This window comes from Limimaricola sp. AA108-03, assembly GCF_050847355.1.
Classification (GTDB): domain Bacteria; phylum Pseudomonadota; class Alphaproteobacteria; order Rhodobacterales; family Rhodobacteraceae; genus Limimaricola.
On sequence record NZ_CP193755.1, the window covers coordinates 2,960,576 to 2,986,940 of the forward strand.

Sequence of the window (26,365 nt, forward strand, 5' to 3'; positions counted from 1 at the left end):
GCCCCCGGGGGCCAACTCTGCGGCCATGAGCCAGACAGACACGGACCCCGAGGCGGTGGTCGAGATCACTGCCCATGCGCGCCTGCGCGACATCGCCGCCGCCGAATGGGATGGCTGTGCCTGCCCCGAGGCGGCGACGGGCCGTCCGCGCGACCCCTTCACCACGCATCGCTTTCTCTCGGCGCTCGAGGAGAGCGGCTCGGTCGGACCCGGCACCGGCTGGCAGCCGCATTACATCACCGCCCGGCGCGGCGGCGAGCTGATCGGCTGCGCGCCGCTCTACGCCAAGGGCCACAGCCAGGGCGAATACGTGTTCGACCACGCCTGGGCCGACGCCTATGAGCGCGCGGGCGGCGATTACTACCCGAAGCTCCAGATCGCGGTGCCCTTCACCCCGGTGACGGGGCGGCGTTTCCTTGCCAAGCCGGGCTTCGAGGCCGAAGGCATGGCGGCGCTGCTGCAAGGCGCGGTGCAGCTCGCGGCCAACAACAACCTCTCGTCGGTGCATGCCACATTCTGCACCGAAGCTGAGGCCACGGCCGGCGAACAGATGGGGCTGATGCGCCGCACCGGGCAGCAGTTCCACTGGATCGATAAGGGCTATGGCGATTTCGCGTGCTTTCTGGCGGCGCTCTCCTCGCGCAAGCGCAAGACCATCCGCAAGGAGCGGGAGGGCGCAAGGGCGGCGGGTCTGCGGATCGAGCACCTGACCGGCGCGGATCTGAAACCGCATCACTGGGACGCGGTCTGGGCCTTCTATCAGGACACCGGGCGGCGCAAATGGGGCTCGCCCTACCTCAGCCGCGCCTTTTTCGAGATCGCGCACGAGACCCTGCGCGACGACATGCTGCTGATCCTCGCCTCCGACGGCGACCGGCCGGTGGCCGGCGCGCTGAACCTGATCGGGCGCGACACGCTGTTCGGTCGCTACTGGGGCGCGCTCGAACACCATCCCTTTCTGCATTTCGAGCTGTGCTACTATCAGGCCATAGACTGGGCGCTGGCGCATGGCCTGCCCCGGGTCGAGGCCGGCGCGCAGGGCGAGCACAAGCTGGCGCGCGGCTATCTGCCGGTGGCGACGCATTCGCTGCACTGGATCGCCGATGCGGGGTTTCGCGACGCGGTGGCGCGCTACCTCGAGGCCGAACGCGCGGCGGTGGACGAGGAGATCGAGGTGCTGACGGGCTACGGCCCGTTCCGGCGCACCCGGATGGAGGATCAGGAATGACCGAGACGCTCGACGAGGCGGGCCGCAAGACGCTGAAGGCCGCGGGCTGGACCCCGGAACCGGATCGCGACGCGGTCACCAAGACCTTTCGCTTCAAGAACTTCGTCGAGGCCTTCGGCTTCATGACCCGGGCCGCGCTCTGGGCCGAGAAGCTGAACCACCATCCCGAGTGGAGCAACGTCTACCGGACCGTGACCGTCACGCTCACCACCCATGACGCGGGCGGGCTGACCGAACTCGACGCCAAGCTCGCTTCCAAGATGGACAAGCTGGCGGAGGGCTGAGCGGCCCCCACATGCGCAGCGAAAGCGGGCCGCCGTTTCGGGCAGCCCCGCGCCCCGGCCTGCCGACCCGAGGCGTGGGTCGGCGGACGCGTATCGAAGAAGCGTAAGGAGAGAAGGCTTTTTCCCGGCAGGGATCAGAGCGCCTCGACCATGCTCTCGCCGCCCGAGATGTCGCAGGTGCCGGTACCCTCCTCGGGGTGCCAGACCTTGACCACCCCATCCTCGGCCATCAGGGCGAACCGCTTGCAGCGGCGGATGAAGCCGCGATCGGGGTTGGAGAACTCCATGCCGATCGCCGAGACCCAGTCGCAGCCCGGATCGCCCAGCAAGGTGATCCCCGCCGCCGTGGCACCGGTGGCCTCGCCCCAGGCCTTCATCACGAAGGGATCGTTGACGGAGATGCACAGCACCTCGTCGATCCCCTTGGCCCTCAGCGCCTCCATCGAGCGGATGAAGCTTGGCACATGCGCGGTCGAGCAGGTCCCCGTAAAGGCGCCAGGCAGGCCGAAGATCACGACGCGGCGGCCCTTCAGGATCTCGTCCAGCCTCACCTTCTCCGGGCCATCCGGTCCCATCCGCAGCAGATCCGCCCCCGGCAGCCTGTCTCCCAGCCCGATCGTCATGCCTCTCTCCCTTTCGCGATTGCGGTCAGGTCCCAGCGATATAGGTTGCCGCAGGTCAGCGGAAGAAGGAGCGCGCCCATGTCCCATTTCGTCGTGATCGGGGCCGGACAGGCCGGTGCCGCCCTCGTGGGCAAGCTGCGCGCCGAGGGCTTCGACGGCCGCATCACGCTGGTCGGCGCCGAGACCGCGCCGCCCTACCAGCGACCGCCGCTCTCCAAGGCCTATCTGCTCGGCGAGATGCAGAAGGAGCGGCTCTTCCTGCGTCCCGAAAGCTGGTACGGCGAACACGGCGTCGATCTGCGGCTGGGGGCGACGGCGACGGCGCTCGACACCACCGCCCGCAGCGTGACGCTCTCGGATGGCGAAACGCTCGCCTATGACCGGCTGGCGCTGTGTACCGGGGCGCATCCCCGCCGCCTGCCCGCCGCGATCGGCGGCGATCTCGCGGGCGTCTTCACCATGCGCGATCTCGCCGATGCCGACAGGCTGGCGCCGGAACTGGTCGTGGGGCGCCGCCTGCTCGTCGTCGGCGGTGGTTATATCGGGCTCGAAGCGGCGGCGGTGGCCGCCAAGCGCGGGCTCGAGGTCACGGTGATCGAGCAGGCCGAGCGGATCCTGCAGCGCGTGGCGGCGCCCGAGACCGCCGGATATTTCCGCGACCTGCATCGCCGCCACGGCGTCGAGATCCGCGAGAGCTGCGGTCTCGAGACGCTTCTGGGCAAGACGCGCGTGACCGGCGCCCGGCTCACCGACGGGACCGAGATCGCCTGCGACTTTGCCGTCATCGGCGTCGGCGTGTCGCCGGGCACGGCGCTGGCCGAACCCGCGGGCCTCGCGGTCGAGAACGGCATTCGCTGCGACATCCATTGCCGGACCTCGAACGAACATGTCTGGGCCGCCGGCGACTGCGCCTCGCTGCTCTGGGGCGACATGCGCATCCGGCTGGAAAGCGTCGGCAACGCCATCGACATGGCCGAGACGGCAGCGCTGAACATGCTGGGGCGCGGCGTCGAATACCGGCCCCGCCCTTGGTTCTGGTCGGACCAGTTCGACGTGAAGCTGCAGATCGCCGGGCTCAACGCCGGCTGGGACGCGGTTCATGTCCGGCCCGGCGAAAGCCCCGCGCAATGCTCGCACTGGTATTATCGGGGTGATCGGCTCATCGCCGTGGACGCGATGAACGACAGCCGAGCCTACATGGTCGGCAAGCGGTTGATCGAGGCGGGCAAGTCACCCGACCCGGCGCGGGCCACGGACCCGGGTGTCGAGCTAAAGGCGCTGTTGAAATGAGGATCATCGCCGGCAGCCATCGCGGCACCGCCCTCGCCGCGCTCGGCAAGGGGGATGCGGGCGCGCATTTGCGCCCCACCGCCGACCGGGTGCGCGAAAGCCTGTTCAACGCGCTGATGGGCGGCCGCTACGGCGATCCGATCACCGGGGCCCGCGTGCTCGATCTCTTTGCCGGCACCGGCGCGCTGGGGCTGGAGGCGTTGTCGCGCGGCGCGTCCCACGTCACCTTCGTCGATGACGGGCGCGTCTCGGGGCGGCTGATCCGCGAGAACGTCGCCAAGCTGCGCGTCGCGGACCGGGTGACGCATCTGAAATGCGATGCCACCCGCCTGCCCCCCACCGATACCCCGGCGGGGCTCGTCTTTCTCGATCCTCCCTATGGCAAGGGCCTCGGCGCGCGCGCCCTCGCTGCGGCCCTCTCGGGCGGCTGGATCGATGCCGGCGCGCTGATCGTGTGGGAGGAAAGCGCGCCGCAGCCCGCGTCCGAGGGGTTCGCCCCCCTCGATACGCGCCGCTACGGCGACACCCATGTCACGCTGCTGGAGCGGCTCTAGATATCCCAGGTGGGATGAAACCGGTCGGCCGGCGACAGGGTGAAGATCTCGTTGCCCTGCGCGGTGATGCCGATCGAATGCTCGAACTGCGCCGAAAGCGACTTGTCGCGGGTGACGGCGGTCCAGTCGTCGCCCAGCACCTTGGTCTCGGGGCGGCCCAGATTGACCATCGGCTCGATGGTGAAGAACATGCCCTCCTCGAGCACCGGCCCGGTGCCGGGGCGGCCGTAATGCAGCACGTTGGGCGGCGCGTGGAACACCCGGCCCAGCCCGTGGCCGCAGAAATCGCGCACCACCGACATGCGATTCTCCTCGACATAGGACTGGATCGCATGGCCGATATCGCCGAAGGTGTTGCCCGGCTTCGCGGCCTCGATGCCGCGCATCAGAGCGTCATGGGTAACCTGAATCAGCCGCTCGGCCTTGCGCCCGAGCTTGCCCGCCACGTACATCCGGCTGGTATCGCCGTACCAGCCATCGACGATGACGGTGACATCGACATTGAGGATGTCGCCGTCCTTGAGCTTCTTGTCGCCGGGAATTCCGTGGCAGACCACGTGGTTGACCGAGATACAGCTGGCGTGCTGGTAGCCCTTGTAGCCGATCGTCGCGCTTTCGGCACCGGCCTGCTTGATCAGGTCGGTGATGAGACGGTCGATCTCAGAGGTGCGCTGGCCCACGACGACATGCTCGGCGATGTCGTCGAGGATCGAGGCGGCAAGCCGCCCGGCCCGGTTCATCCCCGCGAAATCCGCGAGATCATGGATGCGGATGCCGTCGCGCGTGAGGCGGCCCTTGCGTTCGTCAGCGGCGGTCTCGTCCAATGTGTCACCTCTTTCCCTTTGCCCTTGAAATAGGCCCTATGGCCGGGGGAATCCACCCGCTCGCGTGGAAATGGCCCCGCCCCTGCCCTATACCTTGAGGCAACAGACGGAGCCCGCCAATGACCGAACGGACCAGCAACCCCACCGCCGCCATGCTCGTCATCGGCGACGAGATCCTTTCGGGGCGGACCCGCGACAGCAACATGAACCATCTCGCGCGCGAACTGACGCTGCGCGGCATCGACCTGCGCGAGGCGCGGGTGATCTCCGACGACCACGATGCCATCGTCGCGGCGGTGCGCGAACTATCGGCCGCGCATGACCACCTGTTCACCTCGGGCGGCATCGGCCCGACCCATGACGACATCACCGCCGAGGCGGTGGCCGCGGCGATGGAGACGCCGATCGGCGTGCGCGACGACGCCCGCGCGATCCTCGCCGCGCATTACGAGGCCCGTGGGGTCGAGCTGAACGCCGCCCGGCTGCGCATGGCGCGCATCCCCGACGGCGCCACGCTGATCGACAACCCGGTCAGCGCCGCGCCGGGATTCTCGCTGCGCAACGTCCATGTCATGGCGGGCGTGCCGCGCATCTTCGAGGCGATGCTGGCCGGGATCCTGCCGACGATTCCCGGCGGCCGTCCGGTGCTGTCGCAATCCCTGCGCGTCGAGCGCGGCGAGGGCGACGTCGCCGAGCCGCTCTCCGAGCTTGCCCGCGCGCATCCGACGCTGGCCATCGGCTCCTACCCGTTCACCGAGAACGGGGTCTCCGGCACCAATGTCGTGATCCGGGGCGGCGACGGGGCCGAAATCGAGGCGGCGCTGGTGCAGCTCTCCGGCTGGCTCGAAGCGTGACGCCGCAGGCGGGCTTCGCGACGCTCGCCGCAACATGGCCCGCCGCGGCCACGCGCGATCTCGGGCCGATGCGGCTGCGCGACGGCGCGGGCGGCGGCAGCCGGGTTTCGGCCACGACGCTGGAAGGGCCCTGGCAACCCGCCGACGTCATTGCCGCCGAGACGGCGATGCGCGCGGCCGGTCGCGCGCCGCTCTTCATGTTGCGCCAAGGCGAGGACGATTTCGACGCGGCGTTGGACGCGCGCGGATACGGGATCGTCGATCCGACCCTGATCCTTGCCGCGCCACTGGACATGCTCGAGACAGGCAGCCCCCGCGCCGTCTGGCCGCCGCTCCCCGAGCAACTCGCGATCTGGGAGGCTGGCGGCATCGGCCCGTCGCGCATCGCCGTGATGCAGCGGGTGGCGGCGCCGAAGGCGGTGCTGTGGGCCGCGCAGGCCTGCGCCTTCGTCGCCTGCCATGAACGCCACGCGATGCTGCACGCGCTCGAGGTCGCGGCACCGGCGCGGCGGCGTGGCGCGGGACGGGCGCTGATGGCGATGGCGGCGGGCTGGGCCCGCGCCGCCGGCGCGCAGAGCCTCTGCCTCGCGGTGACCCGTGCCAACGCCCCCGCCCGCGCCCTCTATGCCGGTCTCGGCTATGCGGAACTGACCGGCTATCACTACCGTCGCGCCGCCGCATGAGGCGGCTGCTGCCACTGGCCCTGCTCTGGCCCGGCCTCGCCTTGGCTCAGCCGCCGGAACTGCCGCTTCCCGACGGCGCGGTCCGAACGGCCGGGATCCTGCGCGAGGCCGATGCCTATGCCCTGCCCACCGGTCCCGCCCGCGACGGGCCGCCCCCCGCCATGCAGTTGCAGGGAGACGTGCGGATAGAGGCGTGGCGCATCGCGGATGCCCCCGATCCGGCTCGAATCCTCGCGCCGATCCGCGCGGCGCTGGAGCGCGCGGGCTTCGAGATCCTGCTCGACTGCGCGGCGGAGGGCTGCGGCGGCTTCGATTTCCGCTATGGGACCGAGGTGCTGCCGCCGCCGGAGATGCATGTCGACCTCGGCGCGTTCCGGGCCCTCTCGGCCCGGCGCGACGAGCCCGCAGGCGCGGTCGCCGTGAGCGCGCTGGCGAGCCGCGCCGGCCCCTCCGCATTCCTGCAACTCGCCACGGTCACGCCCGGTGGCGAGGCCATGCCCGTCACCGCTCCGGCCGCCGCACGCCCGGACATTCCGGCGCCCGATGGCTTGGCCGGCGCACTTATGCGCGACGGGCACGTCGTGCTGGACGGCATCGACTTCGCCCCCGGCAGCGCCGAGCTGCGCGTGGCCGAAATCCCGGCGCTCGACGCCCTGGCCGCGTGGCTTGCCGCCGATCCGTCGCGCCGCCTCGTGCTGGTGGGCCATACCGACATGACCGGCCCGCTCGACGCCAATATCGCGCTGTCGCGTCGACGGGCCGAGGCGGTGCGGCGCAGACTCACCGAGGCCGGCATCGCGCCCGCCCGGCTCGAAGCCCACGGGGCGGGCTGGCTCGCCCCGCGCGCGCCCAACGCCACGGCGGAGGGCCGCGCCGCCAATCGCCGGGTCGAAGCGGTGGTCCCGGGGGGTTGAATTCGCGGCGCAACGGTCTTCCATGGATCATGGTTGGAGGACAGGCATGCCCGGACATTCGCACCAGCATCATGGCGCTCACGGCCACCATCACCACCATATCGACCCGGAGGCCGGCGACTGGCGGGTCGGCGGCGCGATCGCGGTCAACCTCGCGCTGACGCTGGCGCAGATCGTGGGCGGTCTCGTATCGGGCAGCCTCGCGCTGATCGCCGACGCGCTGCACAACCTCTCGGACGCGGTCTCGCTCGGCATCGCCCTTGCGGCCCGCCGCATCGCCCGGCGTCCCGCGGATGCGGAGATGACCTTCGGCTATGGCCGGGCCGAGGTGGTGGCGGCGCTGGTCAACTACACCACGCTGATCCTGATCGGGCTCTATCTCGGCTACGAGGCGATCGCGCGCATCTTCGCTCCCGAGCCGGTCATCGGCTGGATCATGATCTGGGTCGCCGGGCTGGCGCTGGTGGTCGATCTCGTCACCGCCGCCCTGACCTACGCGATGTCCAGGGACAGCGTGAACATCCGCGCCGCATTCGCGCACAACCTCGCCGATGCGCTGGGCTCGGTCGCGGTGATCGTGGCGGGCGTCGCGGTGCTGGTCTTCGGCTGGGTCTGGGTCGATCCGGCGGTGACGCTGGCGATCGCCGGCTACATCCTGTGGATGTCGCTGGGGCAGATCGGCGGCGTGATCCGCATCCTGATGCTCGGCGCGCCGCCCGATCTCGACACGGCGGCCGTGCTCGACCACCTGCGCGGCATCGACGGCGTCGCCTCGGTCCACCACGTGCATCTGTGGCAGATGCAGGAGAATACGCCCGCGCTCGATGCGCATGTCGCGGTGCCGCAAGGGCGCTGGGGCGAGGCCGACGCGATCAAGGCGCGGGTGAAGCGCGCCCTAGGGGAACGCTACGGCATCTGCCACGTGACGCTGGAGATGGAATGCGCGGCGCATGCCTGCGATGGCGCCTGCGCGATCGGCCACGGATGAAAAAATGCGACCCCCGAGGGGGCCGCGAGGTCGAAAGCGGGATGCAGGTCCGCTTTCGGGGCTACCAGGTGTCGGGGCCCTTCTCGGCGAAGGCCTCGACCAGGAAATCGATGAAGGCGCGGACCTTGGGCTGGGTGAAGCGACCCGGCGGGTAGACCGCGTAGATGCCCTGCGTCTCGGTCGGCAGGTCCGGGATCGCCTCTTCCACGAGACCCTTTCGCAGCGCGTCCGCGTAGAGGAAGGACGGCAGATAGGCGATGCCGAGCCCGCCGATGCAGGCATTAAGCAGCGATTGCCCGTCATTGACGGTGAGCCAGCCCGCTGTACGCACCTGCCGCTTTTCCCCGGAGGGGGCGGTGAGCTTCCACACCGCGCCATTGGCGGCGTTCGAGTAATGGAGCAGCTTGTGCTCGTTCAGGTCGTCGATCCGCGCGGGGCGGCCATATCGCTCGAAATAGGCGGGGGAGGCGATCATCTTCTTGGAGGTCTCGGTGAGCTTGCGGGCGCGCAGCGTGCTGTCCTCCAGCTCGCCGATCCGCACCGCCATGTCGAAACCCTCGGAGATCAGCTCCACGAAGCGGTTGTTGAGAACCATGTTGACGGTGATGTCGGGAAATTCCTGAAGGAAATCGCCGAGCACCGGGCTCAGGTGATTGACCCCGAAATCGGTGGCCACCGAGATCCGCAGCAGGCCCGATGGCGCCGATTGCATCGAGGTGACCAGCGCGTCGGCCTCGCCCGCGTCGTTGAGCACGCGCCGAGCGCGGTCGTAATAGGCCAGGCCGATCTCGGTCGGAGAGACGCGTCGCGTGGTGCGGTTCAAGAGCCGCGCGCCCAGCCGCGCCTCGAGCGAGGAGACATGCTTGGACACCGCGGACTTGGAGATGCCCATCTTGCGCGCCGCATCGGTGAACCCGCCTTGGTCCACCACGGTGGCGAAGGCCTCCATCTCGGTCAGCCTGTCCATGGCCGTTCTCCACGCTGTTCGTTTCGGTCGACCCCATGGATGAGGGAGGATTCGGGCATGAATTGGTCCGTGCCCTGACAATATAGCGGTTTGGGCGCGACCGATGCGCAGGCGGAAACAACTAGAGCCTGGCGGCGAGCCGCGTGCCCTGATCGATCGCGCGCTTGGCATCGAGCTCGGCCGCGACATCCGCGCCGCCGATCAGGTGCGCCTCCACGCCACTGTCGCGCAGGGCTTCGGCCAGCCTCCGCTCGCTCTCCTGACCCGCGCAGAGCACGATGGTGTCGGCCTCGATCAGCCGCGGCCCCTCGGGGGTGGTGACATGCAGCCCCTGCGCGTCGATCCGCTCGTAGCTCACACCGCCCAGCATCTCGACGGCGCGCATCTGCAGGCCCGCGCGATGCACCCAGCCGGTGGTCTTGCCAAGCCGCTTGCCCAGCTTCTCGGCCTTGCGCTGCAGCAGTGTCACCTTGCGGATCGCCGGATCGGGGCGCGGCCCCTCGGGGGCGAGGCCGCCGCGCGCGACCGAGGGATCGGCCACGCCCCATTCGGCGCGCCAGGCGGGCGGGTCGATGGTGGTGCTGTGCCCGGTCACCAGATACTCGGCCACGTCGAAGCCGATGCCGCCCGCGCCGACCACGGCGACTCGCGGCCCCGCCTGCACCCGCCCCGACAGCAGGTCAGCATAGGAGATCACGTTGTCCCCCTCCTGCCCGGGGATGCCCGGATCACGCGGTCGCACGCCGGTGGCGACGATCACCGCGTCGAAGTCAGCCAGTTCCGCGGCGCTCGGCGCGTGGCCGAGGCGCAGATCGACCGCGCTGGCGGCCACTTCCGTCTCGAACCAGTCGATCAGGCCGCGGAACTCCTCCTTGCCGGGGATCGCGGCGGCGTAATGCAGCTGCCCGCCGATCCGCTCCGCCCTGTCGAACAGCGTCACCGCGTGCCCCCGCTCGGTCGCGGCCAGCGCCGCCGAGAGCCCCGCCGGCCCGGCGCCGACCACCGCGATGCGGCGCGGGGTCGTGACCGGCTCCAGCACCAGCTCGGTCTCGTGGCAGGCGCGCGGATTGACGAGGCAGGACGACAGCTTGCCCGAGAAGGTGTGATCGAGACAGGCCTGGTTGCAGGCGATGCAGGGCGCGATGCGCGCGGCCTCGCCCCGCGCCGCCTTGGCGACGAAATCCGGATCGGCGAGGAAGGGACGCGCCATGGAAATCATGTCGGCCTGGCTCTCGGCGAGAATCGTCTCGGCCACCTCGGGCGTGTTGATCCGGTTCGAGGCGATGACCGGCACCGCGACCTCCGCGCGCAGCTTCGCGGTCAGATGCGCGAAGGCGGCGCGCGGCACGGAGGTCACGATGGTCGGCACCCGCGCCTCGTGCCAGCCGATGCCGGTGTTGAGCACGTCGGCACCCGCCTCGATCACGGCATGGGCCAGAGCCACGATCTCGGACCAGTCCTGCCCCTCCGGCACCAGATCGATCAGCGAGATGCGGTAAATCAGCAGTTTTTCGGGGCCCAGCGCGGCGCGGACCCGGCGCACCACCTCGACCGGCAGGCGCATCCGGTTCTCGAGACTGCCGCCCCAGCGATCCTCGCGGCGATTGGTGCGCGGCGCGAGGAACTGGTTGAGGAAATAGCCCTCCGAGCCCATCACCTCGACCCCGTCATAGCCCGCCTCGACCGAGCGGGCGGCGGCGGTGGCTATGTCGGCGATCTGTTTCTCGATCCCCGCCTCGTCGAGCGCGTTGGGGGTAAAGGCGCTGATCGGGGCCCGGATCGCCGACGGCGCGACGCAGTGCTTGGAATAGGCATAGCGGCCCGCATGCAGGATCTGCATGGCGATGCGCCCCCCCGCCTCGTGAACCGCACCGGTGACCCGGGCATGGTTCGCGATGTCCTCTTCGCTAAAGAGCCCGGCCGCGCCGTGATAGACGCCGCCCTCGCGGTTGGGCGCCATGCCGCCCGTCACCATCAGCCCCGCGCCACCACGGGCGCGGGCCGCGTAGAAGGCCGCGACCCGGTCCCAGTCGCCGGTCTCCTCGAGCCCGGTATGCATGGAGCCCATCATCACCCGGTTGGGCAGGCGGAGCGGCCCGAGGTCGATCGGCGATAGCAGCGTCGGATATGCGGACATGTCGGGCCTCCCTGGTGGCCGGAGATTGGCGGCGCTTGACGCGCGCGTCACCATCGACGCGGCGTCAACCTCGCGGCTCAGAGCCCGGCGCGGGGCCTGCGCGCCACCACCAGATCGCGGATCTCGATCCGCGTCGGCAGCGGTGCCTCGAAAATCAGGTCGATCCAGCCCGTATCCACCCGCTCGGGCTCGATCCCGAGCGGCCAGAGATCGAACTCGGTGCCGCTCACTCCGTCCCGAGGTAAATCGCGTAGCAGCGTTTCGCTGTTGGGCCCCTGCTTCAGGTTGAGACGGGCATAGGCGCGCGGCATGTCCCGCGCTGTCCATGCGAGGTCGAGGCCCAGCAGATGGCGCCGCTCCAGCCCCGCCAGTGCGCCCTTGGGCAGGGCAATGGCAAGGCTGAGGAAACCGCCGTCGAAGCCGTCGAGACCAAGCTGCAGCGGATGCATCGCGCCGGTATCGTCCGTGCCGCGATCAAGCCAGACCTCTCCCTGCGCCGCATCGTGGAACAGCCGCACATTGCAACCGAGGTCGGTGGCGTTCGCGACCGGGTCGGTCGAACCCACCGCCCCGCCCCACGGCCCGGGCCGCCAGGCCCAATCCGCGCCGGGCTGGCGCAAAGGCGAGGCCGCCCGCGCCGCCGCCCCGAAGGGTGTGCGGATCGGACGGCCAGCTCCGGCCCGCCAAGGCAGGCCGAACCGTCTCACTGGTCCATGTAGACGTGGCTTTCGCCCTGCGCGCCGGGATGCGTCACCGCACCCTTGCGGGCCGAACCCACGAGCTGCGCGTATTTCCACAGTGCGCCGGCGGTGTAGTCGTTGGTGCGCGGGCCTTTCCACGCGCCCTTGCGCTCGGCCAGCTCGGCATCCGACAGGTCGACCGAGATCTCGCCCTTGATCGCGTCGATGGTGATCACGTCGCCGGTCCTGACCAGCGCGATCGGACCGCCATGCGCGGCCTCGGGGCCGACATGACCGACGCAGAAGCCGCGGGTCGCGCCCGAGAAGCGGCCATCGGTGATCAGCGCCACCTTCTTGCCCATGCCCTGCCCCGAGAGCGCGGCAGTGGTCGAGAGCATCTCGCGCATGCCGGGGCCGCCCGCCGGGCCCTCGTTGCGGATCACGATCACGTCGCCCTCTGCGTATTCGCGCTTGCGCACCGCCTCGAAGGCCTCTTCCTCGCATTCGAAGACGCGGGCCGGGCCGGTGAAGACCTGATCCTCTTTGGCCATGCCCGCGACCTTCACGATGGCGCCATCGGGCGCGAGGTTGCCCTTGAGGCCGACGACGCCGCCGGTCGGCGTGATCGGGCTGGCGACGGTGTGGATCACCCGGCCATCGGCCTCGCGGTCGATGCGGTCGAGTTCCTCGCCAAGAGAGCGCCCCGAGGCGGTGATGCAGTCCTCGTGCAGCAGCCCCGACTTGCGCAGCTCCTTCATCACCACCGGCACGCCGCCCGCCTCGTGCAGGTCCTTGGCGACGTATTCGCCGCCCGGCCGCAGGTTCACGAAATAGGGCGTGTCGCGGAAGATGTCGCAGATGTCGAGCAGGTCGAAATCGATCCCCGCCTCATGCGCGATGGCCGGCAGGTGCAGGCCGGCATTGGTCGAACCGCCGGTGCAGGCCACCACGCGCGCCGCGTTCTCGAGGCTCTGGCGGGTGACGATGTCACGGGCGCGGATGTTCTTCTCGATCAGGTTCATGACGGCCTGGCCGGAGAAATCGCCATACTGGTCGCGGCTCTCGTAAGGCGCGGGCGCGCCCGAGGAGTTCAGCAGCGCGAGGCCGATGGCTTCGGAGACGCAGGCCATGGTGTTGGCGGTGTACTGGCCGCCGCAGGCGCCCGCCGAGGGGCAGGCCACGCGCTCGAGGATCGCGAGCTCGGCATCCGACATGTTGCCGGCGGCGTGCTGGCCCACCGCCTCGAACACGTCCTGCACGACGACATCCTTGCCATTGAGCTTGCCCGGCAGGATCGAACCGCCATAGATGAACACCGACGGCACGTTCAGCCGCACCATCGCCATCATCATCCCCGGCAGCGACTTGTCGCAGCCCGCGAGGCCCACCAGCGCGTCGTAGCAATGGCCGCGCATGGTCAGCTCGACCGTGTCGGCGATCGCGTCGCGCGAGGCGAGCGAGGAGCGCATGCCCTCGTGGCCCATCGCGATGCCGTCGGTGACGGTGATCGTGGTGAACTCGCGCGGCGTGCCGCCGCCCTTCTTCACGCCCATCTTCACCGACTGCGCCTGCCGGTTCAGCGCGATGTTGCAGGGCGCGGCCTCGTTCCAGCAGGTGGCGACGCCGACCCAGGGCTGGTGGATCTCTTCTTCCGAGATGCCCATGGCATAGAAGTAGCTCCGGTGCGGGGCGCGCTCGGGCCCTTCGGTCACGTGGCGGCTGGGCAGTTTCGTCTTGTCGAAACGGGCGTTGGTCATGGGGCTGTCCCTTCCCGGAGTTGGCTGGTGGCAAGGGATAGACAGGCCCCGCCGCAACGGCAAGCCGCGATGACCCTCCCCGAGGCGGCAAGGCGGCACAATCCGCGCATTTTCCACCCGAAACCCGCAACGAAGGCCCCAGCGGCCTGCGCTTTCGGGACAGATCCGCAAACCCCCTCCCGGGCCGGGCCCTGCTTCGGTAACGCGGCAGCGGGCCGAATTGCATTCCGACGTCGCGGGGCGTATCTCCGTCTCGACCCGACGCGCCCGGAGCTGCAAGATGAACTGGATTTCCAACTACGTCCGTCCGCGGATCAACTCGATCTTCTCGCGCCGCGAAGTGCCCGAGAACCTGTGGACCAAGTGCGACGAGTGCGGGACGATGCTGTTCCACCGCGAGTTGGCGGACAATCTCAACGTCTGCACCAACTGCGAACACCACATGGCGATCACGCCACGCGACCGGTTCAAGGCGCTGTTCGACGGCGGCGTCTTCACGGAGGTGACGGTGCCCGAGCCGATCGCCGATCCGCTCAACTTCCGCGACCAGAAGAAATATGTCGACCGGATCAAGGAAGCCCGCCGCAAGACCTCCGAGAAGGAGGCGATGCTGGTGGCCGAGGGCGAGATCGGTCGCACCAAGATCGTCGCCGCCGGTCAGGACTTCTCCTTCATGGCGGGGTCGATGGGCATGTATGTCGGCAACGCGATCATCGCGGCGGCCGAACGCGCGGTGAAGCTGAAATGCCCGCTGGTGCTCTTCTCCGCCGCCGGCGGCGCGCGCATGCAGGAGGGGATTCTCAGCCTGATGCAGATGCCACGCACCACGGTCGCGGTGGAGATGCTCAAGGAAGCCGGGCTGCCCTATATCGTGGTGCTGACGCACCCGACCACCGGCGGCGTCACCGCCTCCTACGCGATGCTGGGCGACGTGCAGATCGCCGAGCCGAACGCGCTGATCTGCTTTGCCGGTCCGCGCGTGATCGAGCAGACGATCCGCGAGAAGCTGCCCGAGGGATTCCAGCGCGCCGAGTACCTGCTCGACCACGGCATGCTGGACCGGGTGACGGCGCGCGGCAAGCTGCGCGAGGAGCTGATCGGCATCACCCGGATGCTGATGGGGCTGGAGCCCGCCGTGATGGGCGATCTGCCCGCCCCGGCCACGCCGGAACCGGCGGCGGCCAAGGATGCCGAGGCGGCGCAGGACAAGCCGGTCGAAACCCCGGCCGCAAAGCCCGCCCCCGTCAAGAAGGCGGAGACGTCGAAGAAATGAGCGCCGCGCCCGGATCCGACGCGATCCTCGCGCGGATGATGACGCTGCACCCCAAGGTCATCGACCTGACGCTCGACCGGGTGTGGCGGCTGCTGGCGGCGCTGGACCATCCCGAGCGGCGGCTGCCCCCGGTGATCCATCTCGCCGGGACCAACGGCAAGGGCTCGACCCAGGCGATGATCCGCGCCGGGCTCGAGGCGTCGGGCGACCGCGTCCACGCCTATACCTCGCCGCATCTGGCCCGGTTTCACGAACGAATCCGCCTCGCGGGCGAGCTGATCTCCGAGCCGGCGCTGACCGATCTGCTGGACCGCACCCACGCGGCGAACGGCCCCGACCCGATCACCTATTTCGAGATCACCACGGCGGCGGCGCTCCTGGCCTTTGCCGAGAACCCGGCCGAGTGGACGCTGCTCGAGACCGGCCTCGGCGGCCGCCTCGACGCGACCAATGTGGTCGAGCGCCCGGCGCTCACCGTCATCACCCCCGTCGATCTAGACCACCAGCAGTATCTGGGCGAGACGCTCGAAGAGATCGCGGGCGAGAAGGCCGGCATCCTCAAGCGCGGCGTGCCCTGCGTGGTGGCACCGCAGCACGAGGCCGCGCTCGAGGTGATCGAGGCAAGGGCAGCGCGGCTCGGCGTGCCGCTTCTGGCGCATGGCCAGCACTGGCATGTCACGACCGAGCGCGGCCGCCTGATCTACCAAGACGAGCGCGGTCTTCTGGACCTGCCGCTGCCCACCCTGCGCGGTCCGCATCAGCTGGTGAACGCAGGCACCGCCATCGCGGCGCTGCGGGCGCTGGGCCGCGACGAGGCTGCCTGCGAGGCCGCGACCCGCGCCCAGTGGCCCGCCCGGATGCAGAAGCTGGGTCGCGGCCCGCTGGCGGATCTCGCAGGGACGGCCGAGCTGTGGCTCGATGGCGGCCACAACCCGGCGGCGGGCACGATGCTGGCACGGACGCTGCGCGACCTGCCCGAGCGCGCGACGCATCTCGTCTGTGGCATGCTCAACACCAAGGATATCGCGGGCTATCTGCGCCCCTTGGCCGAGGTGGCGCAAAGCCTTCAGGCGGTCTCGATCCCCGGGGAGGTCAACACCATTCCCGCCGCCGAGACCGCCGCCGCCGCCCGCATGGCGGGTTTCGCACAGGTGGCAGAGGCCGATGACGTGGCCGCGGCGATCCGCGCCATCACCGCGCGGGAACCGGGCGCGCGCATCCTGATCTGCGGCTCGCTCTACCTGGCGGGCCACGTGTTGCGCGACAACGGATGAGGCTTTGGCCGGCGCTTCTCGCGGCGCTGGCCGCCGGACCCGCGCAGGGGGTGGAGCTGCATTTCTGCTGGCGCGGTGCCTCGGGCTACAGCATGACCGGCACCATGCGGTTTCCGGACGCCCTGTTGCAGGCAGCGCGCGTCACCGAGTCCGATCTGACCCATTTCGAGATCACCGGCTGGCAGGGCGGCGTGCGAATCGGCGGCTGGAGCCTCGACGCGCTCACCCCCGAGACCACTTGGCTGCTGAGCTTCGACCCGCGCGACATGCGGTTTCCGATGCCGGGAATCGGCGTGTTCCAGGCCTGGAACGCCGATGGCGGCGTCGCGAATTGCGGCGATCCGGGCTTCGGCTTCAATGCCGGCAATGCCGGGCAGGATGTCTGCGTCGACAACCGATTCGTGTCCGAATCGACGATTCCATGGTGGACGCCGCTCATCGCCTCAACCGCGCCGGTCTCGCCCGACTGCGACGCGCCGATGGTGCTGTCTATGCGCCAGCGAGAGCCGACTTTGCCATGAATACAGGCAGTTGCGCCCAAGGATGGCACAGCGAACCTGCCGATTTGCGTCAATATGCGAGACGCGATCATCATCCCGCAAAAAGTTAACGACGTTACGAAACTACGCCCTTCGGTTGACCCACACCGGTCAATTCAGGATTTTGAATGCAGGGGAACGAACCGAAGATCTCGGCAGGAAAGATCGGGACTTTGGCAGGTTTACGGGCAGTGAGGAAGGGGGTCAGGGGAAACGGCCCCCTTCATACTGCATCAGACGCGCCCCCAATCCTCGCTCTGCATTTCTTCGAGCCGGCTCGCGGTGCGTTCGAATTCGAAGCTGCCCTCGCCCTCGACATAGAGATAGGCGGGCGCCGCCGCTGCCGAGGCCACGAGACGGGTCTTCGCCTCGTAGAGCGCGTCGATCAGCGTCACGAATCGCTTCGCCTCGTTGAAGTTCGAGCGCGACAGCCGAGGGACGCCGTCGATCATCAGCATCTTCACCGCTTCGGCGAGCGCGAGGTAGTCGGCCGCGCCGAGAGGCCGGCCGCACAGCTCGTGAAATCCCGCCCGCGCGATGCCGTTGCGGTATTCCGGCACGGTCACCTCGCGCCCTGACACGCGCAGCACGAGCGGCTCGCCCCCCGGCGCGCCCGCCAGATCCGCCCAGATCGCGTCGAGCTTCGCGCGCGCGCTCGAATCATTGGGCATGATCCAGCTTTCCGAGCCCTTGAGCCGCCCCTGCCGATGATCGACGGGGCTTTCCAGTTCCAGCACCTCCATCCGCGCCTTCAACTTGTCGATGAACGGCAGGAACAGCTGGCGGTTCAGCCCGTCCTTGTAGAGGTCGTCCGGCACCCGGTTCGAGGTGGTGACGATGGTGACGCCCTGCTCGAACAGCTTCTCGAACAGTCGACCGACGATCATCGCATCGGTGATGTCGGTGATCTGCATCTCGTCGAAGGCGAGGAACCGCAGCTCGCCCGCCAGCCCCTCGGCCACCGGCGCGATGGCGTCGTCGGCGCCCTGCGCACGGGCCTTGTTCATGTCGGCGTGGACCCGCTGCATGAAGGCATGGAAGTGCCAGCGCGCCTTGGGCAGGTCGATCTCCTCGTAGAGCAGGTCCATCAGCATCGACTTGCCGCGCCCGACCCCGCCCCAGAGGTACAGCCCCTTCACCGGCTCCGGGGGTTTGGGCTTTCGGAACCAGCCGCCGCGCTGCGGCTCGGGCTGGCGCGCGAGGTCGCGGGTCACGCGGTCGAGCGCGGGCAGCACGGCTTCTTGCGCCGGGTCGGGTTTCAGCGCGCCCCGCTCGATGCGGGCGCGGTAGGCGTCTTCGATGCTCATGGGATGGCGACATAGCTGCCGCCCGGCGCATTGCAAAGCGGCGCCGCGCGCGCGAGGGTCGCGGCCATGGAGATCCGCACCGCCCGACCCAGCGACGCGCCCGAACTGGCCGACCTGCACGTGACCTGCTGGGCCGAAACCTATCCCGGGCTGCTGCCCGCGGAAGAGATCGCGCGCTTCGACCGCGACTTTCGGCAGCGGCAATGGCATGGGCAAATCGCCCGAGGCGGCAGCCGCATCGTGATCGCGCCGGGGGCGGGCTTCGCGCAGATCGGCCCGCAGCGCGAGGCGGCGCTCGCGGCGCGCGGCTATCCAGACGAGCTTCATGCCCTCTACATCACCCGCGCCGCGCAGGGCCGGGGCCTCGGTCGCGCACTCCTTGCCGCGGCACCCGGCCCCGCGCCGGGGCGGCTATCCGCGCTGGTGTTGGGCGGCAATGACCGCGCCAGCCGATTCTACGAGGCCACGGGCGCGCGACTGGCCGAGCGCCGGCCCGAGCGGATCGGGGCCGCGGAGATCACCGACCTGCTCTATTTGTGGGACGCCGCCCCCCGCCCCTGATCTTGGGCAACTTTGTTCCCCAAATACGCAAAACCCGGCGCTGCCGCCCGCGAAACGCCAGAGATTGACACCGCGGCGTCGGCGGCGCCTAGATCGCGCATGACACGTCAGCCGCTCTTCTCCCCCGTCCTGATCGCCGGTTGCATCATCGTGATGGCGGGCTTCGCCATCCGTGCGAGCTTCGGCGTGTTTCAGATCCCCATCGCCGAGGAGTTCGGCTGGCCGCGGGCCGAGTTTTCGCTCGCCATCGCGATCCAGAACCTTGCCTGGGGAATCGGCCAGCCGCTCTTCGCGGCGATGGCCGAGAAGGTCGGCGACCGCAAGGCGATCGTGCTGGGCGCTCTGGCCTATGCCGCCGGCCTGATCCTGTCGGCGGGCGCGACCCTGCCGATCCAGCACCAGCTTCTGGAGATCCTGGTGGGCTTCGGTATCGCCGGCACCGGCTTCGGGGTGATCCTCGCCGTGGTGGGCCGCGCCGCATCGGACGAGAATCGCTCGATGGCGCTCGCGGTGGCGACGGCGGCGGGATCGGCGGGGCAGGTCTTCGGGGCGCCGATGGCCGAGATCCTGCTGGGCTACATGACCTGGCAGTCGGTCTTCCTCGTCTTCGCCGGGCTGATTCTCGCCAGCTTGCTGACCCTGCCGATGATGCGCTCTCCCGCCCCCGCCTCGACTGCAGAGCTGCAGGAGAGCATGGCCCGCGTGCTGGGCCGCGCCGCGCGGGACCCTTCCTATGCGCTGATCTTCATCGGCTTCTTCTCCTGCGGCTACCAGCTGGCCTTCATCACCGCGCATTTCCCGGCCTTCGTGACCGAGATCTGCGCGCCGATCGCCGCCGGCGGCGTGCTGGCCTCGCTGGGCATCACCACGACCGCCGGCCTCGGCGCGGTGGCGATCTCGCTGATCGGGCTGGCCAACATCGCGGGCACCATCGCGGCGGGCTGGGCCGGCAAGCGCTACAGCCGCAAGTACCTGCTGGCCGGGATCTATACCGGTCGGACGCTGGCGGCGGCGTGGTTCATCCTGACGCCGATGACGCCGGCGACGGTGCTGATCTTCTCGGGCGTGATGGGCAGCCTGTGGCTCGCCACGGTGCCGCTCACCTCCGGCCTCGTCGCGCATCTCTACGGGCTGCGCTACATGGGCACGCTCTACGGCATCGTGTTCTTCAGCCACCAGCTGGGCAGCTTCTTGGGCGTCTGGCTCGGCGGGCGGATGTACGACATCTACGGCAATTACGAGGCGGTGTGGTGGGTCGGCGTCGGCGTCGGAGCGCTCTCGGCGATCGTGCACCTGCCGATCCGCGAGGCCCGGGCCCCGATCGCCGCCCCCGCCTAAACCCGGGCAGAGCCCGCCCTGGTCGCCCCTAGTCGCGCGCGCCGAAGATCGCCGAGCCCACCCGCACATGGGTGGCGCCCCTCGCGATCGCGGCCTCGAAGTCGCCGCTCATCCCCATCGAAAGCCCCGCGAGACCGTTGCGCGCGGCCATCTCGCGCAGCATGTCGAAATGCGGCGCGGGGTCCTCCTCGGCGGGCGGAATGCACATCAGCCCGACCACCGGCAGGTCGAGGTCGCGGCAGCGCGCCACGAACCCCTCGGTCTCGGCGGGCAGCACCCCGGCCTTCTGCGGCTCCTCGCCGGTGTTGACCTGCACGAAGAGCTGGGGACAGCGGCCCAGTTCCTGTGCGAGCCGCGCCAGCGTCTCGGCGAGTCGGGGCCGGTCGAGCGAGTGGATCGCATGGGCGATCTCCATCGCGGCGCGCGCCTTGTTGGTCTGCAGCGGGCCGATGATGTGCAGCTCGGTTCCCGGAAAGCGCGGCGCCAGCGCCCCCCAGCGCGACTGCGCCTCCTGCACCCGGTTCTCGCCGAAGACCCTCTGCCCAGCCTCGAGCACCGGCAGCACCCGCGACTCGGGCTGCATCTTGGAGACCGCGACGAGCGTGATGTCGGCGGGGTCACGACCGGCCGCGCGGGCCGCCTCGGCGATGCTTCGACGGATCCGGTCGAGCGACATGGGCTTCTCCTGTTTGGTTCCGAGCGGGTGTCTGACATGTGTGTGACCCCGTTGCATCAATTTTCGGGCAGCACCGGGAGGGGGGGCCAAACTCCTTGAGTGTGAAGCGTCTGGTGCGCAATGAAACCTCCAATGCTGGCTCGACTGGCATTCTCGGGAATGCAAACACGAGGGAAATCCATGAAACGCATCCTGCTCGCCTCGGCCTCGATCGTGGCCTTTGCCGGCGCCGCCGCCGCTGAAATCAGCTTCAACGGTGAAGCCGCTCTCGGCTACAACGACACCGAGTCCGTTTCCGAAACCGACGACGATGACGGCTTCTACTGGGATGCCGAGCTCGGCATCACCTTCACCCAGGAGCTCGACAACGGCCTCGTCGCCGCTGCGACCGTCACCTCCGACGTCGTCGACAACCAGCTCGAAGGCGACATCTTCGCCGAAGGCTACGTGCTGTCGCTGACCTCCGAGACCGCCGGCCTGTTCTTCGGCGACACCGACATGGCTGCCAACCTGCGCTGGGACGGCGTGTCGGAAATGGCGCATGACGGCTTCTCCGAGACTGATGGCGAGACCGTGCTGCGCGGCGACTTCATGGCCTATGGCTTCGACGTCTCCATCTCGGGCCTCGTGGACGACACCACCGACGGCAACATCGAGCCGGTCGGCGACACCCTCGACCAGTACTCGGTCGGCGTGGCTGGCTCCTTCGGCGCGTTCGAGATGAGCGCTGCCTACCAGGAGAAAGAGACCGACTTCTCCGAAGCCGCCGACATCGACAACGGCGACTACAACCCGAACGAGATCTTCGGCATCTCGGTCGGCACCGCCTTCGCGGGCGCCGATGTCGACGTCGCCTATGCTCGCGAAGAGGATGCGGTGACCGGTGACGCCGAAGACTCGACCGGCATCGAGGTCGCCTTCCCGGTCGGCCCCGTCACGCTCGGCGCCTTCTACGTGGCCGAGTCGGACCAGGATGACGGCTACGGCGTCGCCGTGGACTACGTCTCGGGCGCGCTCACCGTCTCCACCGCCTACGAAGAAGTCGGCGGCGACGACGACTGGGCGATCGAAGCCGGCTACGACATGGGCCAGGGCCTGAACTTCTACGCCGGTGTCGCTGACGCGGGTGACGACTACTACGTCGCCGCCACCTACGAGCTGGCCGAAGGCGCCCAGCTGCTCGTCTCCTACGGCGAAGACGACAACGACGACTCCGAGGACGAGATCGGCGATCCCGAGTACCAGGAAGGCACGACCGTCGAGGTCTCCTTCGAGTTCTGATCCGACCGGATCACAACTTCAGGCAAGGGCGGCTCCATTGGAGCCGCCCTTCGCTTTTGCGGGGCCCGCATCCGGCGGGAGCAATCGGGGGCTCGTGGGAGTGGCACGTCCGCGCGATGTGCAGTATCACCGCCAGCGGGCCGGAACGCCCCCTTGCAGACCCGCACCCAAGACGTGCCAGACCATCCGAGGGACACCCAACATGTCGCGCTACACCGCCGCCGAGATCGAAGCCAAATGGCAGGCCGCCTGGGACGAGGCCGGCCTCTTCACCGCGCGGCGCGACGAGAGCCGTCCGAAATACTACGTGCTCGAGATGTTCCCCTACCCCTCGGGGCGGATCCACATGGGCCATGTGCGCAACTATACGATGGGCGACGTGATCGCGCGCCACAAGGTGGCGACGGGCCACAACGTGCTGCACCCGATGGGCTGGGATGCCTTCGGCATGCCCGCCGAGAACGCCGCCATGGCCTCGGGCGGGCACCCGAAGGAATGGACCTACAACAACATCGCCGACATGCGCGCGCAGATGAAGCCGCTGGGTCTCTCGATCGACTGGAGCCGCGAATTCGCGACCTGCGACCCGGAATATTACGGCCAGCAGCAGGCGCTGTTCATCGACATGCTCGAAAAGGGCCTCGTCTACCGCAAGAACGCGGTGGTGAACTGGGACCCGGTCGACATGACCGTTCTGGCGAACGAGCAGGTGATCGACGGCAAGGGCTGGCGCTCGGGCGCCGAGGTCGAGCGGCGCGAGCTGACCCAGTGGTTCTTCAAGATTTCCGAATATTCCGACGAGCTGCTGGCGGCGCTGGACGGGCTCGACGACTGGCCCGCCAAGGTCAAGCTGATGCAGGCCAACTGGATCGGCCGCTCGCGCGGCCTCGAGATGGCCTTCGGCCTGACCGAGCCCACGCATGGCCATGACCGGATCGAGGTCTACACCACCCGCCCCGACACGCTGCTTGGCGCGAGCTTCATCGGCATCTCGCCCGATCACCCGCTGGCGCGGGCGCTGGAGCGCGACCGCGAGGACGTGGCGGCCTTCTGTGCCGAGGCGCGCAAGGGCGGCACCACCGAGGAAGCGCTGGAGACCGGCGAGAAGCTGGGCTTCGACACCGGGCTCACGGCGCGGCACCCGTTTGATCAGGGCCGCGAGCTTCCCGTGTGGATCGCCAATTTCGTGCTGATGGATTACGGCACCGGCGCGATCTTCGGCTGCCCCGGCCACGACCAGCGCGACCTCGACTTCGCGCGCAAATACGACCTGCCGGTGATCTCGACCTTCGCCCCGGTCAAGGATAACGGACAGGCGCTGGCCGAGGATGGTGGCCCGGCCTTCGTGCCGCCCAAGACCGAGCCGGTGATCTACATCAAGGGTTTCGCCGGCGAGACCGAGCAGACCGGCGAGCAGGCGATCGACGCGGCCATCGCGTTTTGCGAAGAGCACGGCGTCGGCCGCGGGGTGACGCGCTTCCGCCTGCGCGACTGGGGCCTGAGCCGCCAGCGTTACTGGGGTTGCCCGATTCCGATCGTGCACTGCGCCGATTGCGGCGCGGTGCCCGAGAAGAAGGAGAACCTGCCGGTCCGCCTGCCCGACGACGTGAGCTTCGACGTGCCGGGCAACCCGCTCGATCGGCATGCCACGTGGCGCGACGTCCCCTGCCCGCGCTGCGGCAAGGATGCGCGCCGCGAGACCGACACGATGGACACCTTCGTGGACAGCTCGTGGTACTACGCCCGCTTCACCAGCCCGCGCGCCGAGACGCCGACCGATCTGGCCGAAGCCGAGTACTGGATGAATGTCGACCAGTATATCGGCGGCATCGAGCACGCGATCCTGCACCTGCTCTATTCGCGCTTCTTCGCGCGGGCGATGCATGTGACGGGGCACCTGCCGGAAAAGGCGATCGAGCCGTTCAACGCGCTCTTCACCCAAGGCATGGTGACGCACGAGATCTACCAGACCCGCGACGCCAATGGCCGACCGGTCTACCACCTGCCCGAGACGGTCGAGAACGGCGCGCTGAAGGCGACCGGCGAAAAGGTCGAGATCATCCCCTCGGCCAAGATGTCGAAGTCGAAGAAGAACGTGGTGGACCCGGATGCGATCCTCGCGCAGTACGGCGCCGACACCGCACGCTGGTTCGTGCTGTCCGACAGCCCGCCCGAGCGCGATGTCGAATGGACCGCCGCCGGCGCCGAGGCCGCGCACAAGCATCTTGCCCGGGTCTGGCGCATCGCCGACGAGATTGCCGAGGCCGGCGATGGAGATGCGGCGCAGGACGAGGACCTCATGCGCCAGCTGCACCGCACGATCCGCGACGTGACGCTGGGGCTCGAGAGCTTCGGCTTCAATGCCGCCATCGCCAAGCTCTATGCCTTCACCTCGGTGCTGTCGAAATCCACCGCCTCGGCCAAGGCCCGGCGCGGCGCGGCCCGGGTGCTGGCGCAGCTGATGTCGCCGATGACCCCGCATCTCTCGGAGGAGATCTGGGCCCGGCTCGGCGGCGAAGGCTTCGTGGCGCGGGCCCCCTGGCCGGTGGCGGAGGAGCGCTTTCTCGTCGAGGACAGCGTGACCCTGCCGATCCAGATCAACGGCAAGCGCCGCTCCGAGATCACCGTGCCTAAGGCGATGCCCAAGGACGAGATCGAGGCGCTGGTGCTGGCCGACGAGGCGGTGGCGAAGGCGCTCGACGGGTCCGCGCCGAAGAAGCTGATCGTGGTGCCCGGCCGGATCGTCAATGTGGTTCTCTGAGCCCGGCCGCCGCGCTCTGCTGCTGGGGGCGCTGGCGCTCGGCGGCTGCGGCTTCGCCCCGGCCTACGGGCCGGGCAACGACGCCGCGCGGCTGCGTGGCAAGGTCGCGGTCGAGGCGCCGGCGAGCTTTCCGGGCTACCTGCTGCGTGCCCGGCTGCTGGACCGGCTCGGCGCGCCGGTCGAGCCGCTCTACGAGCTTGATGTCGAGACCTCCGAAGAGGTCGAGCAGGCCGCGATCAGCGCCGATGGCGCGGTGCTGCGCTACCGGTTGCTGGGACGCGCGAGCTACGCGCTGCGCCCGGTCGCGGGTGGCCCGGCCCTGGCCGAGGGCGCGGTCGAGGAGTTCGCGGGTTACTCCGCCACGCTCGGCACCGTCGCCTCCGACGCGGCCGAGCGCGATGCGCGCGAGCGGCTGGCGGTGCTGCTCGCCGACCAGATCGTGACCCGGCTGCTGGTCCTCCCGGCGCTGCCATGAAGCTCTCGGCGCGCGACGCTGCGGCCTTCTTCCGCAAGCCCGACCCCAAGGTCGCCGCCGCGCTGATCTGGGGCGAGGACGCGATGCGCGTGGCGCAGCGCCGGGCCGAGGTGATCGCCGGACTCGCCGGGCCCGATGCCGAGGCCGAGATGCGGCTGACCCGCCTGCCCGCCGCCGATCTGCGCCGCGAGGGCGCGCTCCTGATCGACGCGGTGAAGGCGCAGGGCTTCTTTCCCGGCCCGCGCGTGGTCTTCGTCGAAGGCGCGACGGACGGGCTTTCGGGCCTGTTCGACGCGGCGCTGAAGGACTGGCGCCCCGGAGACGCGCAGATCATCGCCACCGCCGGGCAGCTGGCGTCGAAATCGGCGCTGCGCAAGCTGTTCGAGGCGCAGCCCATCGCCGTCTCGATCGGGATCTACGACGATCCGCCCGGCGCGGAGGAGATCGCCGCGATGCTCGGCGCGGCCGGTGTGCCAGACCCCGATTCCGACGGGCGGGCGCTGCTCGCGGAGCTGTCGCGCGCGCTCGATCCCGGCGCCTTCCGGCAAACGGTGGAAAAGCTCGGCCTCTACAAGCATGGCGACGCCACGCCGACCACGGCCGCCGACATCGCCGCCGTCGCACCCCGCTCCACCGAGGCCGAGACCGACGCCCTGCTCGCGGTGGTGGCCGAGGGACGGGCGCCGCAGATCGCGGCCTTGCTGCGCCGCCTCTACGCGCAGGGCACCACGCCGGTGTCGCTATGCATCATGGCGCTCCGGCATTTCCGGCAGCTGCACGCCGTGGCCAGCGATCCGGGCGGGCCGGGCCAGGGAATCGCGCGGCTCAGGCCGCCGGTCTGGGGGCCACGCCGCGACGCGATGACCCGTCAGGCCTCGGGCTGGGGCCGCGATCGGCTGGAGCGGGCGGTGAGCCTGCTGATCGAGACCGACCTGCAGCTGCGCTCGGCAAGCCGGGCGCCGGCGCAGGCGCTGGTCGAGCGGGCGCTGATCCGGCTGGCGATGATGGCGCGGCGCTGATCCCGATTCCGAGCGCTGATCGGAATCAATTCCCTCCTGCACAGGCGAATGCCGCCCCGACAGGCCCCGCCGATCGGC

25 protein-coding genes are annotated in these 26,365 nt (G+C 69.5%); 17 read left to right on the plus strand and 8 right to left on the minus strand.

Features of this window, described 5'->3' with window-relative positions:
* Positions 1-25: 25 nt before the first annotated feature.
* Both ACRAQ3_RS14415 and ACRAQ3_RS14420 read left to right on the plus strand, forming a co-directional pair.
* On the plus strand, positions 26-1,228 hold the full coding sequence (locus ACRAQ3_RS14415) for a GNAT family N-acetyltransferase (protein WP_432255081.1): 1,203 nt from the start codon (positions 26-28) through the stop codon (positions 1,226-1,228).
* Positions 1,225-1,512: a 4a-hydroxytetrahydrobiopterin dehydratase gene (locus tag ACRAQ3_RS14420; protein WP_085895386.1), complete on the plus strand. Its 288-nt coding sequence runs from the start codon at positions 1,225-1,227 to the stop codon at positions 1,510-1,512. Before ACRAQ3_RS14415 ends, ACRAQ3_RS14420 begins: the two co-directional genes overlap by 4 nt.
* Positions 1,513-1,646: 134 nt before the next feature.
* Here the strand turns inward: ACRAQ3_RS14420 and ACRAQ3_RS14425 are convergent, their stop codons facing one another.
* On the minus strand, positions 1,647-2,135 hold the full coding sequence (locus tag ACRAQ3_RS14425; RefSeq protein WP_269397475.1) for a peroxiredoxin: 489 nt from the start codon (positions 2,133-2,135) through the stop codon (positions 1,647-1,649).
* A gap of 78 nt (positions 2,136-2,213) precedes the next feature.
* On the opposite strand from ACRAQ3_RS14425, the gene ACRAQ3_RS14430 reads away from it, so the two are divergent.
* Together ACRAQ3_RS14430 and rsmD are read left to right on the plus strand one after the other, a co-directional pair.
* Entirely contained in the window at positions 2,214-3,425 is a 1,212-nt protein-coding gene (locus ACRAQ3_RS14430; RefSeq protein WP_432255082.1) for an NAD(P)/FAD-dependent oxidoreductase, read from the plus strand.
* A complete protein-coding gene (gene rsmD, locus ACRAQ3_RS14435) occupies positions 3,422-3,979 on the plus strand; it encodes a 16S rRNA (guanine(966)-N(2))-methyltransferase RsmD (protein ID WP_432255083.1) in 558 nt (185 codons plus the stop codon). The genes ACRAQ3_RS14430 and rsmD overlap by 4 nt, the downstream gene beginning before the upstream one ends.
* Here the strand turns inward: rsmD and map are convergent.
* Entirely contained in the window at positions 3,976-4,803 is an 828-nt protein-coding gene (gene map, locus ACRAQ3_RS14440) for a type I methionyl aminopeptidase (RefSeq protein WP_085895382.1), read from the minus strand. The two genes, rsmD and map, sit on opposite strands and share 4 nt — an antisense overlap.
* Before the next feature lie 119 nt (positions 4,804-4,922).
* On the opposite strand from map, the gene ACRAQ3_RS14445 reads away from it, so the two are divergent.
* From ACRAQ3_RS14445 to ACRAQ3_RS14460, 4 genes are read left to right on the plus strand one after another with little or no spacing between them, the layout of a single operon-like run.
* On the plus strand, positions 4,923-5,657 hold the full coding sequence (locus ACRAQ3_RS14445; RefSeq protein ID WP_432255084.1) for a competence/damage-inducible protein A: 735 nt from the start codon (positions 4,923-4,925) through the stop codon (positions 5,655-5,657).
* Positions 5,654-6,340, plus strand: coding sequence for a GNAT family N-acetyltransferase (locus ACRAQ3_RS14450; protein ID WP_432255085.1), 687 nt, complete (start codon positions 5,654-5,656; stop codon positions 6,338-6,340). The genes ACRAQ3_RS14445 and ACRAQ3_RS14450 overlap by 4 nt, the downstream gene beginning before the upstream one ends.
* Positions 6,337-7,254: an OmpA family protein gene (locus ACRAQ3_RS14455; protein ID WP_432255086.1), complete on the plus strand. Its 918-nt coding sequence runs from the start codon at positions 6,337-6,339 to the stop codon at positions 7,252-7,254. Before ACRAQ3_RS14450 ends, ACRAQ3_RS14455 begins: the two co-directional genes overlap by 4 nt.
* A 46-nt stretch (positions 7,255-7,300) precedes the next feature.
* Positions 7,301-8,242, plus strand: coding sequence for a cation diffusion facilitator family transporter (locus ACRAQ3_RS14460; protein ID WP_432255087.1), 942 nt, complete (start codon positions 7,301-7,303; stop codon positions 8,240-8,242).
* 61 nt (positions 8,243-8,303) lie between these two features.
* Here ACRAQ3_RS14460 and ACRAQ3_RS14465 read toward each other — a convergent pair whose 3' ends face one another.
* The 4 genes from ACRAQ3_RS14465 to ilvD all read right to left on the minus strand — a co-directional run bounded on the left by ACRAQ3_RS14465 (position 8,304) and on the right by ilvD (position 13,783).
* Positions 8,304-9,209 carry a LysR family transcriptional regulator gene (locus ACRAQ3_RS14465; RefSeq protein WP_085895377.1) on the minus strand — a complete coding sequence of 302 codons (906 nt, stop codon included), beginning with the start codon at positions 9,207-9,209 and terminating at the stop codon, positions 8,304-8,306.
* 121 nt (positions 9,210-9,330) lie between these two features.
* Positions 9,331-11,346, minus strand: coding sequence for an FAD-dependent oxidoreductase (locus tag ACRAQ3_RS14470; protein ID WP_432255088.1), 2,016 nt, complete (start codon positions 11,344-11,346; stop codon positions 9,331-9,333).
* Positions 11,347-11,423: 77 nt separating this feature from the next.
* Positions 11,424-12,053 carry a DUF6478 family protein gene (locus ACRAQ3_RS14475; RefSeq protein ID WP_432255089.1) on the minus strand — a complete coding sequence of 210 codons (630 nt, stop codon included), beginning with the start codon at positions 12,051-12,053 and terminating at the stop codon, positions 11,424-11,426.
* Positions 12,050-13,783: a dihydroxy-acid dehydratase gene (gene ilvD, locus ACRAQ3_RS14480; RefSeq protein ID WP_432255090.1), complete on the minus strand. Its 1,734-nt coding sequence runs from the start codon at positions 13,781-13,783 to the stop codon at positions 12,050-12,052. Before ilvD ends, ACRAQ3_RS14475 begins: the two co-directional genes overlap by 4 nt.
* A 280-nt stretch (positions 13,784-14,063) precedes the next feature.
* On the opposite strand from ilvD, the gene accD reads away from it, so the two are divergent.
* Genes accD through ACRAQ3_RS14495 form a run of 3 tightly spaced genes read left to right on the plus strand, consistent with a single transcriptional unit; the run spans position 14,064 to position 16,851 of the window.
* Positions 14,064-15,056: an acetyl-CoA carboxylase, carboxyltransferase subunit beta gene (accD, locus tag ACRAQ3_RS14485; RefSeq protein ID WP_432255091.1), complete on the plus strand. Its 993-nt coding sequence runs from the start codon at positions 14,064-14,066 to the stop codon at positions 15,054-15,056.
* The gene (locus ACRAQ3_RS14490; protein WP_432255092.1) at positions 15,053-16,330 is read left to right on the plus strand and encodes a bifunctional folylpolyglutamate synthase/dihydrofolate synthase; all 1,278 of its coding nucleotides are present in this window, start codon (positions 15,053-15,055) and stop codon (positions 16,328-16,330) included. Before accD ends, ACRAQ3_RS14490 begins: the two co-directional genes overlap by 4 nt.
* Complete coding sequence (locus tag ACRAQ3_RS14495) at positions 16,327-16,851, plus strand: hypothetical protein (protein WP_432255093.1); 525 nt, start codon at positions 16,327-16,329, stop codon at positions 16,849-16,851. The genes ACRAQ3_RS14490 and ACRAQ3_RS14495 overlap by 4 nt, the downstream gene beginning before the upstream one ends.
* 251 nt (positions 16,852-17,102) lie before the next feature.
* Here ACRAQ3_RS14495 and zapE read toward each other — a convergent pair whose 3' ends face one another.
* On the minus strand, positions 17,103-18,176 hold the full coding sequence (zapE, locus tag ACRAQ3_RS14500) for a cell division protein ZapE (RefSeq protein ID WP_432255094.1): 1,074 nt from the start codon (positions 18,174-18,176) through the stop codon (positions 17,103-17,105).
* Positions 18,177-18,242: 66 nt separating this feature from the next.
* On the opposite strand from zapE, the gene ACRAQ3_RS14505 reads away from it, so the two are divergent.
* Both ACRAQ3_RS14505 and ACRAQ3_RS14510 read left to right on the plus strand, forming a co-directional pair.
* Positions 18,243-18,737, plus strand: coding sequence for an N-acetyltransferase family protein (locus tag ACRAQ3_RS14505; RefSeq protein WP_432255095.1), 495 nt, complete (start codon positions 18,243-18,245; stop codon positions 18,735-18,737).
* Between the two features lie 99 nt (positions 18,738-18,836).
* Complete coding sequence (locus ACRAQ3_RS14510) at positions 18,837-20,075, plus strand: MFS transporter (RefSeq protein ID WP_269397460.1); 1,239 nt, start codon at positions 18,837-18,839, stop codon at positions 20,073-20,075.
* A 28-nt stretch (positions 20,076-20,103) separates the two neighbouring features.
* On the opposite strand, the gene ACRAQ3_RS14515 is transcribed toward ACRAQ3_RS14510, so the two are convergent.
* Positions 20,104-20,751 (minus strand): YggS family pyridoxal phosphate-dependent enzyme, encoded by a 648-nt coding sequence (locus ACRAQ3_RS14515; RefSeq protein WP_432255096.1) that lies wholly within the window; start codon positions 20,749-20,751, stop codon positions 20,104-20,106.
* Between the two features lie 180 nt (positions 20,752-20,931).
* On the opposite strand from ACRAQ3_RS14515, the gene ACRAQ3_RS14520 reads away from it, so the two are divergent.
* The 4 genes from ACRAQ3_RS14520 to holA all read left to right on the plus strand — a co-directional run bounded on the left by ACRAQ3_RS14520 (position 20,932) and on the right by holA (position 26,287).
* Positions 20,932-22,032, plus strand: coding sequence for a porin (locus ACRAQ3_RS14520; RefSeq protein ID WP_432255097.1), 1,101 nt, complete (start codon positions 20,932-20,934; stop codon positions 22,030-22,032).
* Between the two features lie 202 nt (positions 22,033-22,234).
* Positions 22,235-24,793 carry a leucine--tRNA ligase gene (leuS, locus tag ACRAQ3_RS14525; protein ID WP_432255098.1) on the plus strand — a complete coding sequence of 853 codons (2,559 nt, stop codon included), beginning with the start codon at positions 22,235-22,237 and terminating at the stop codon, positions 24,791-24,793.
* Entirely contained in the window at positions 24,780-25,268 is a 489-nt protein-coding gene (gene lptE / locus ACRAQ3_RS14530; RefSeq protein ID WP_432255099.1) for an LPS assembly lipoprotein LptE, read from the plus strand. The genes leuS and lptE overlap by 14 nt, the downstream gene beginning before the upstream one ends.
* Positions 25,265-26,287, plus strand: coding sequence for a DNA polymerase III subunit delta (holA, locus tag ACRAQ3_RS14535; protein ID WP_432255100.1), 1,023 nt, complete (start codon positions 25,265-25,267; stop codon positions 26,285-26,287). Before lptE ends, holA begins: the two co-directional genes overlap by 4 nt.
* Positions 26,288-26,365 lie beyond the last annotated feature (78 nt).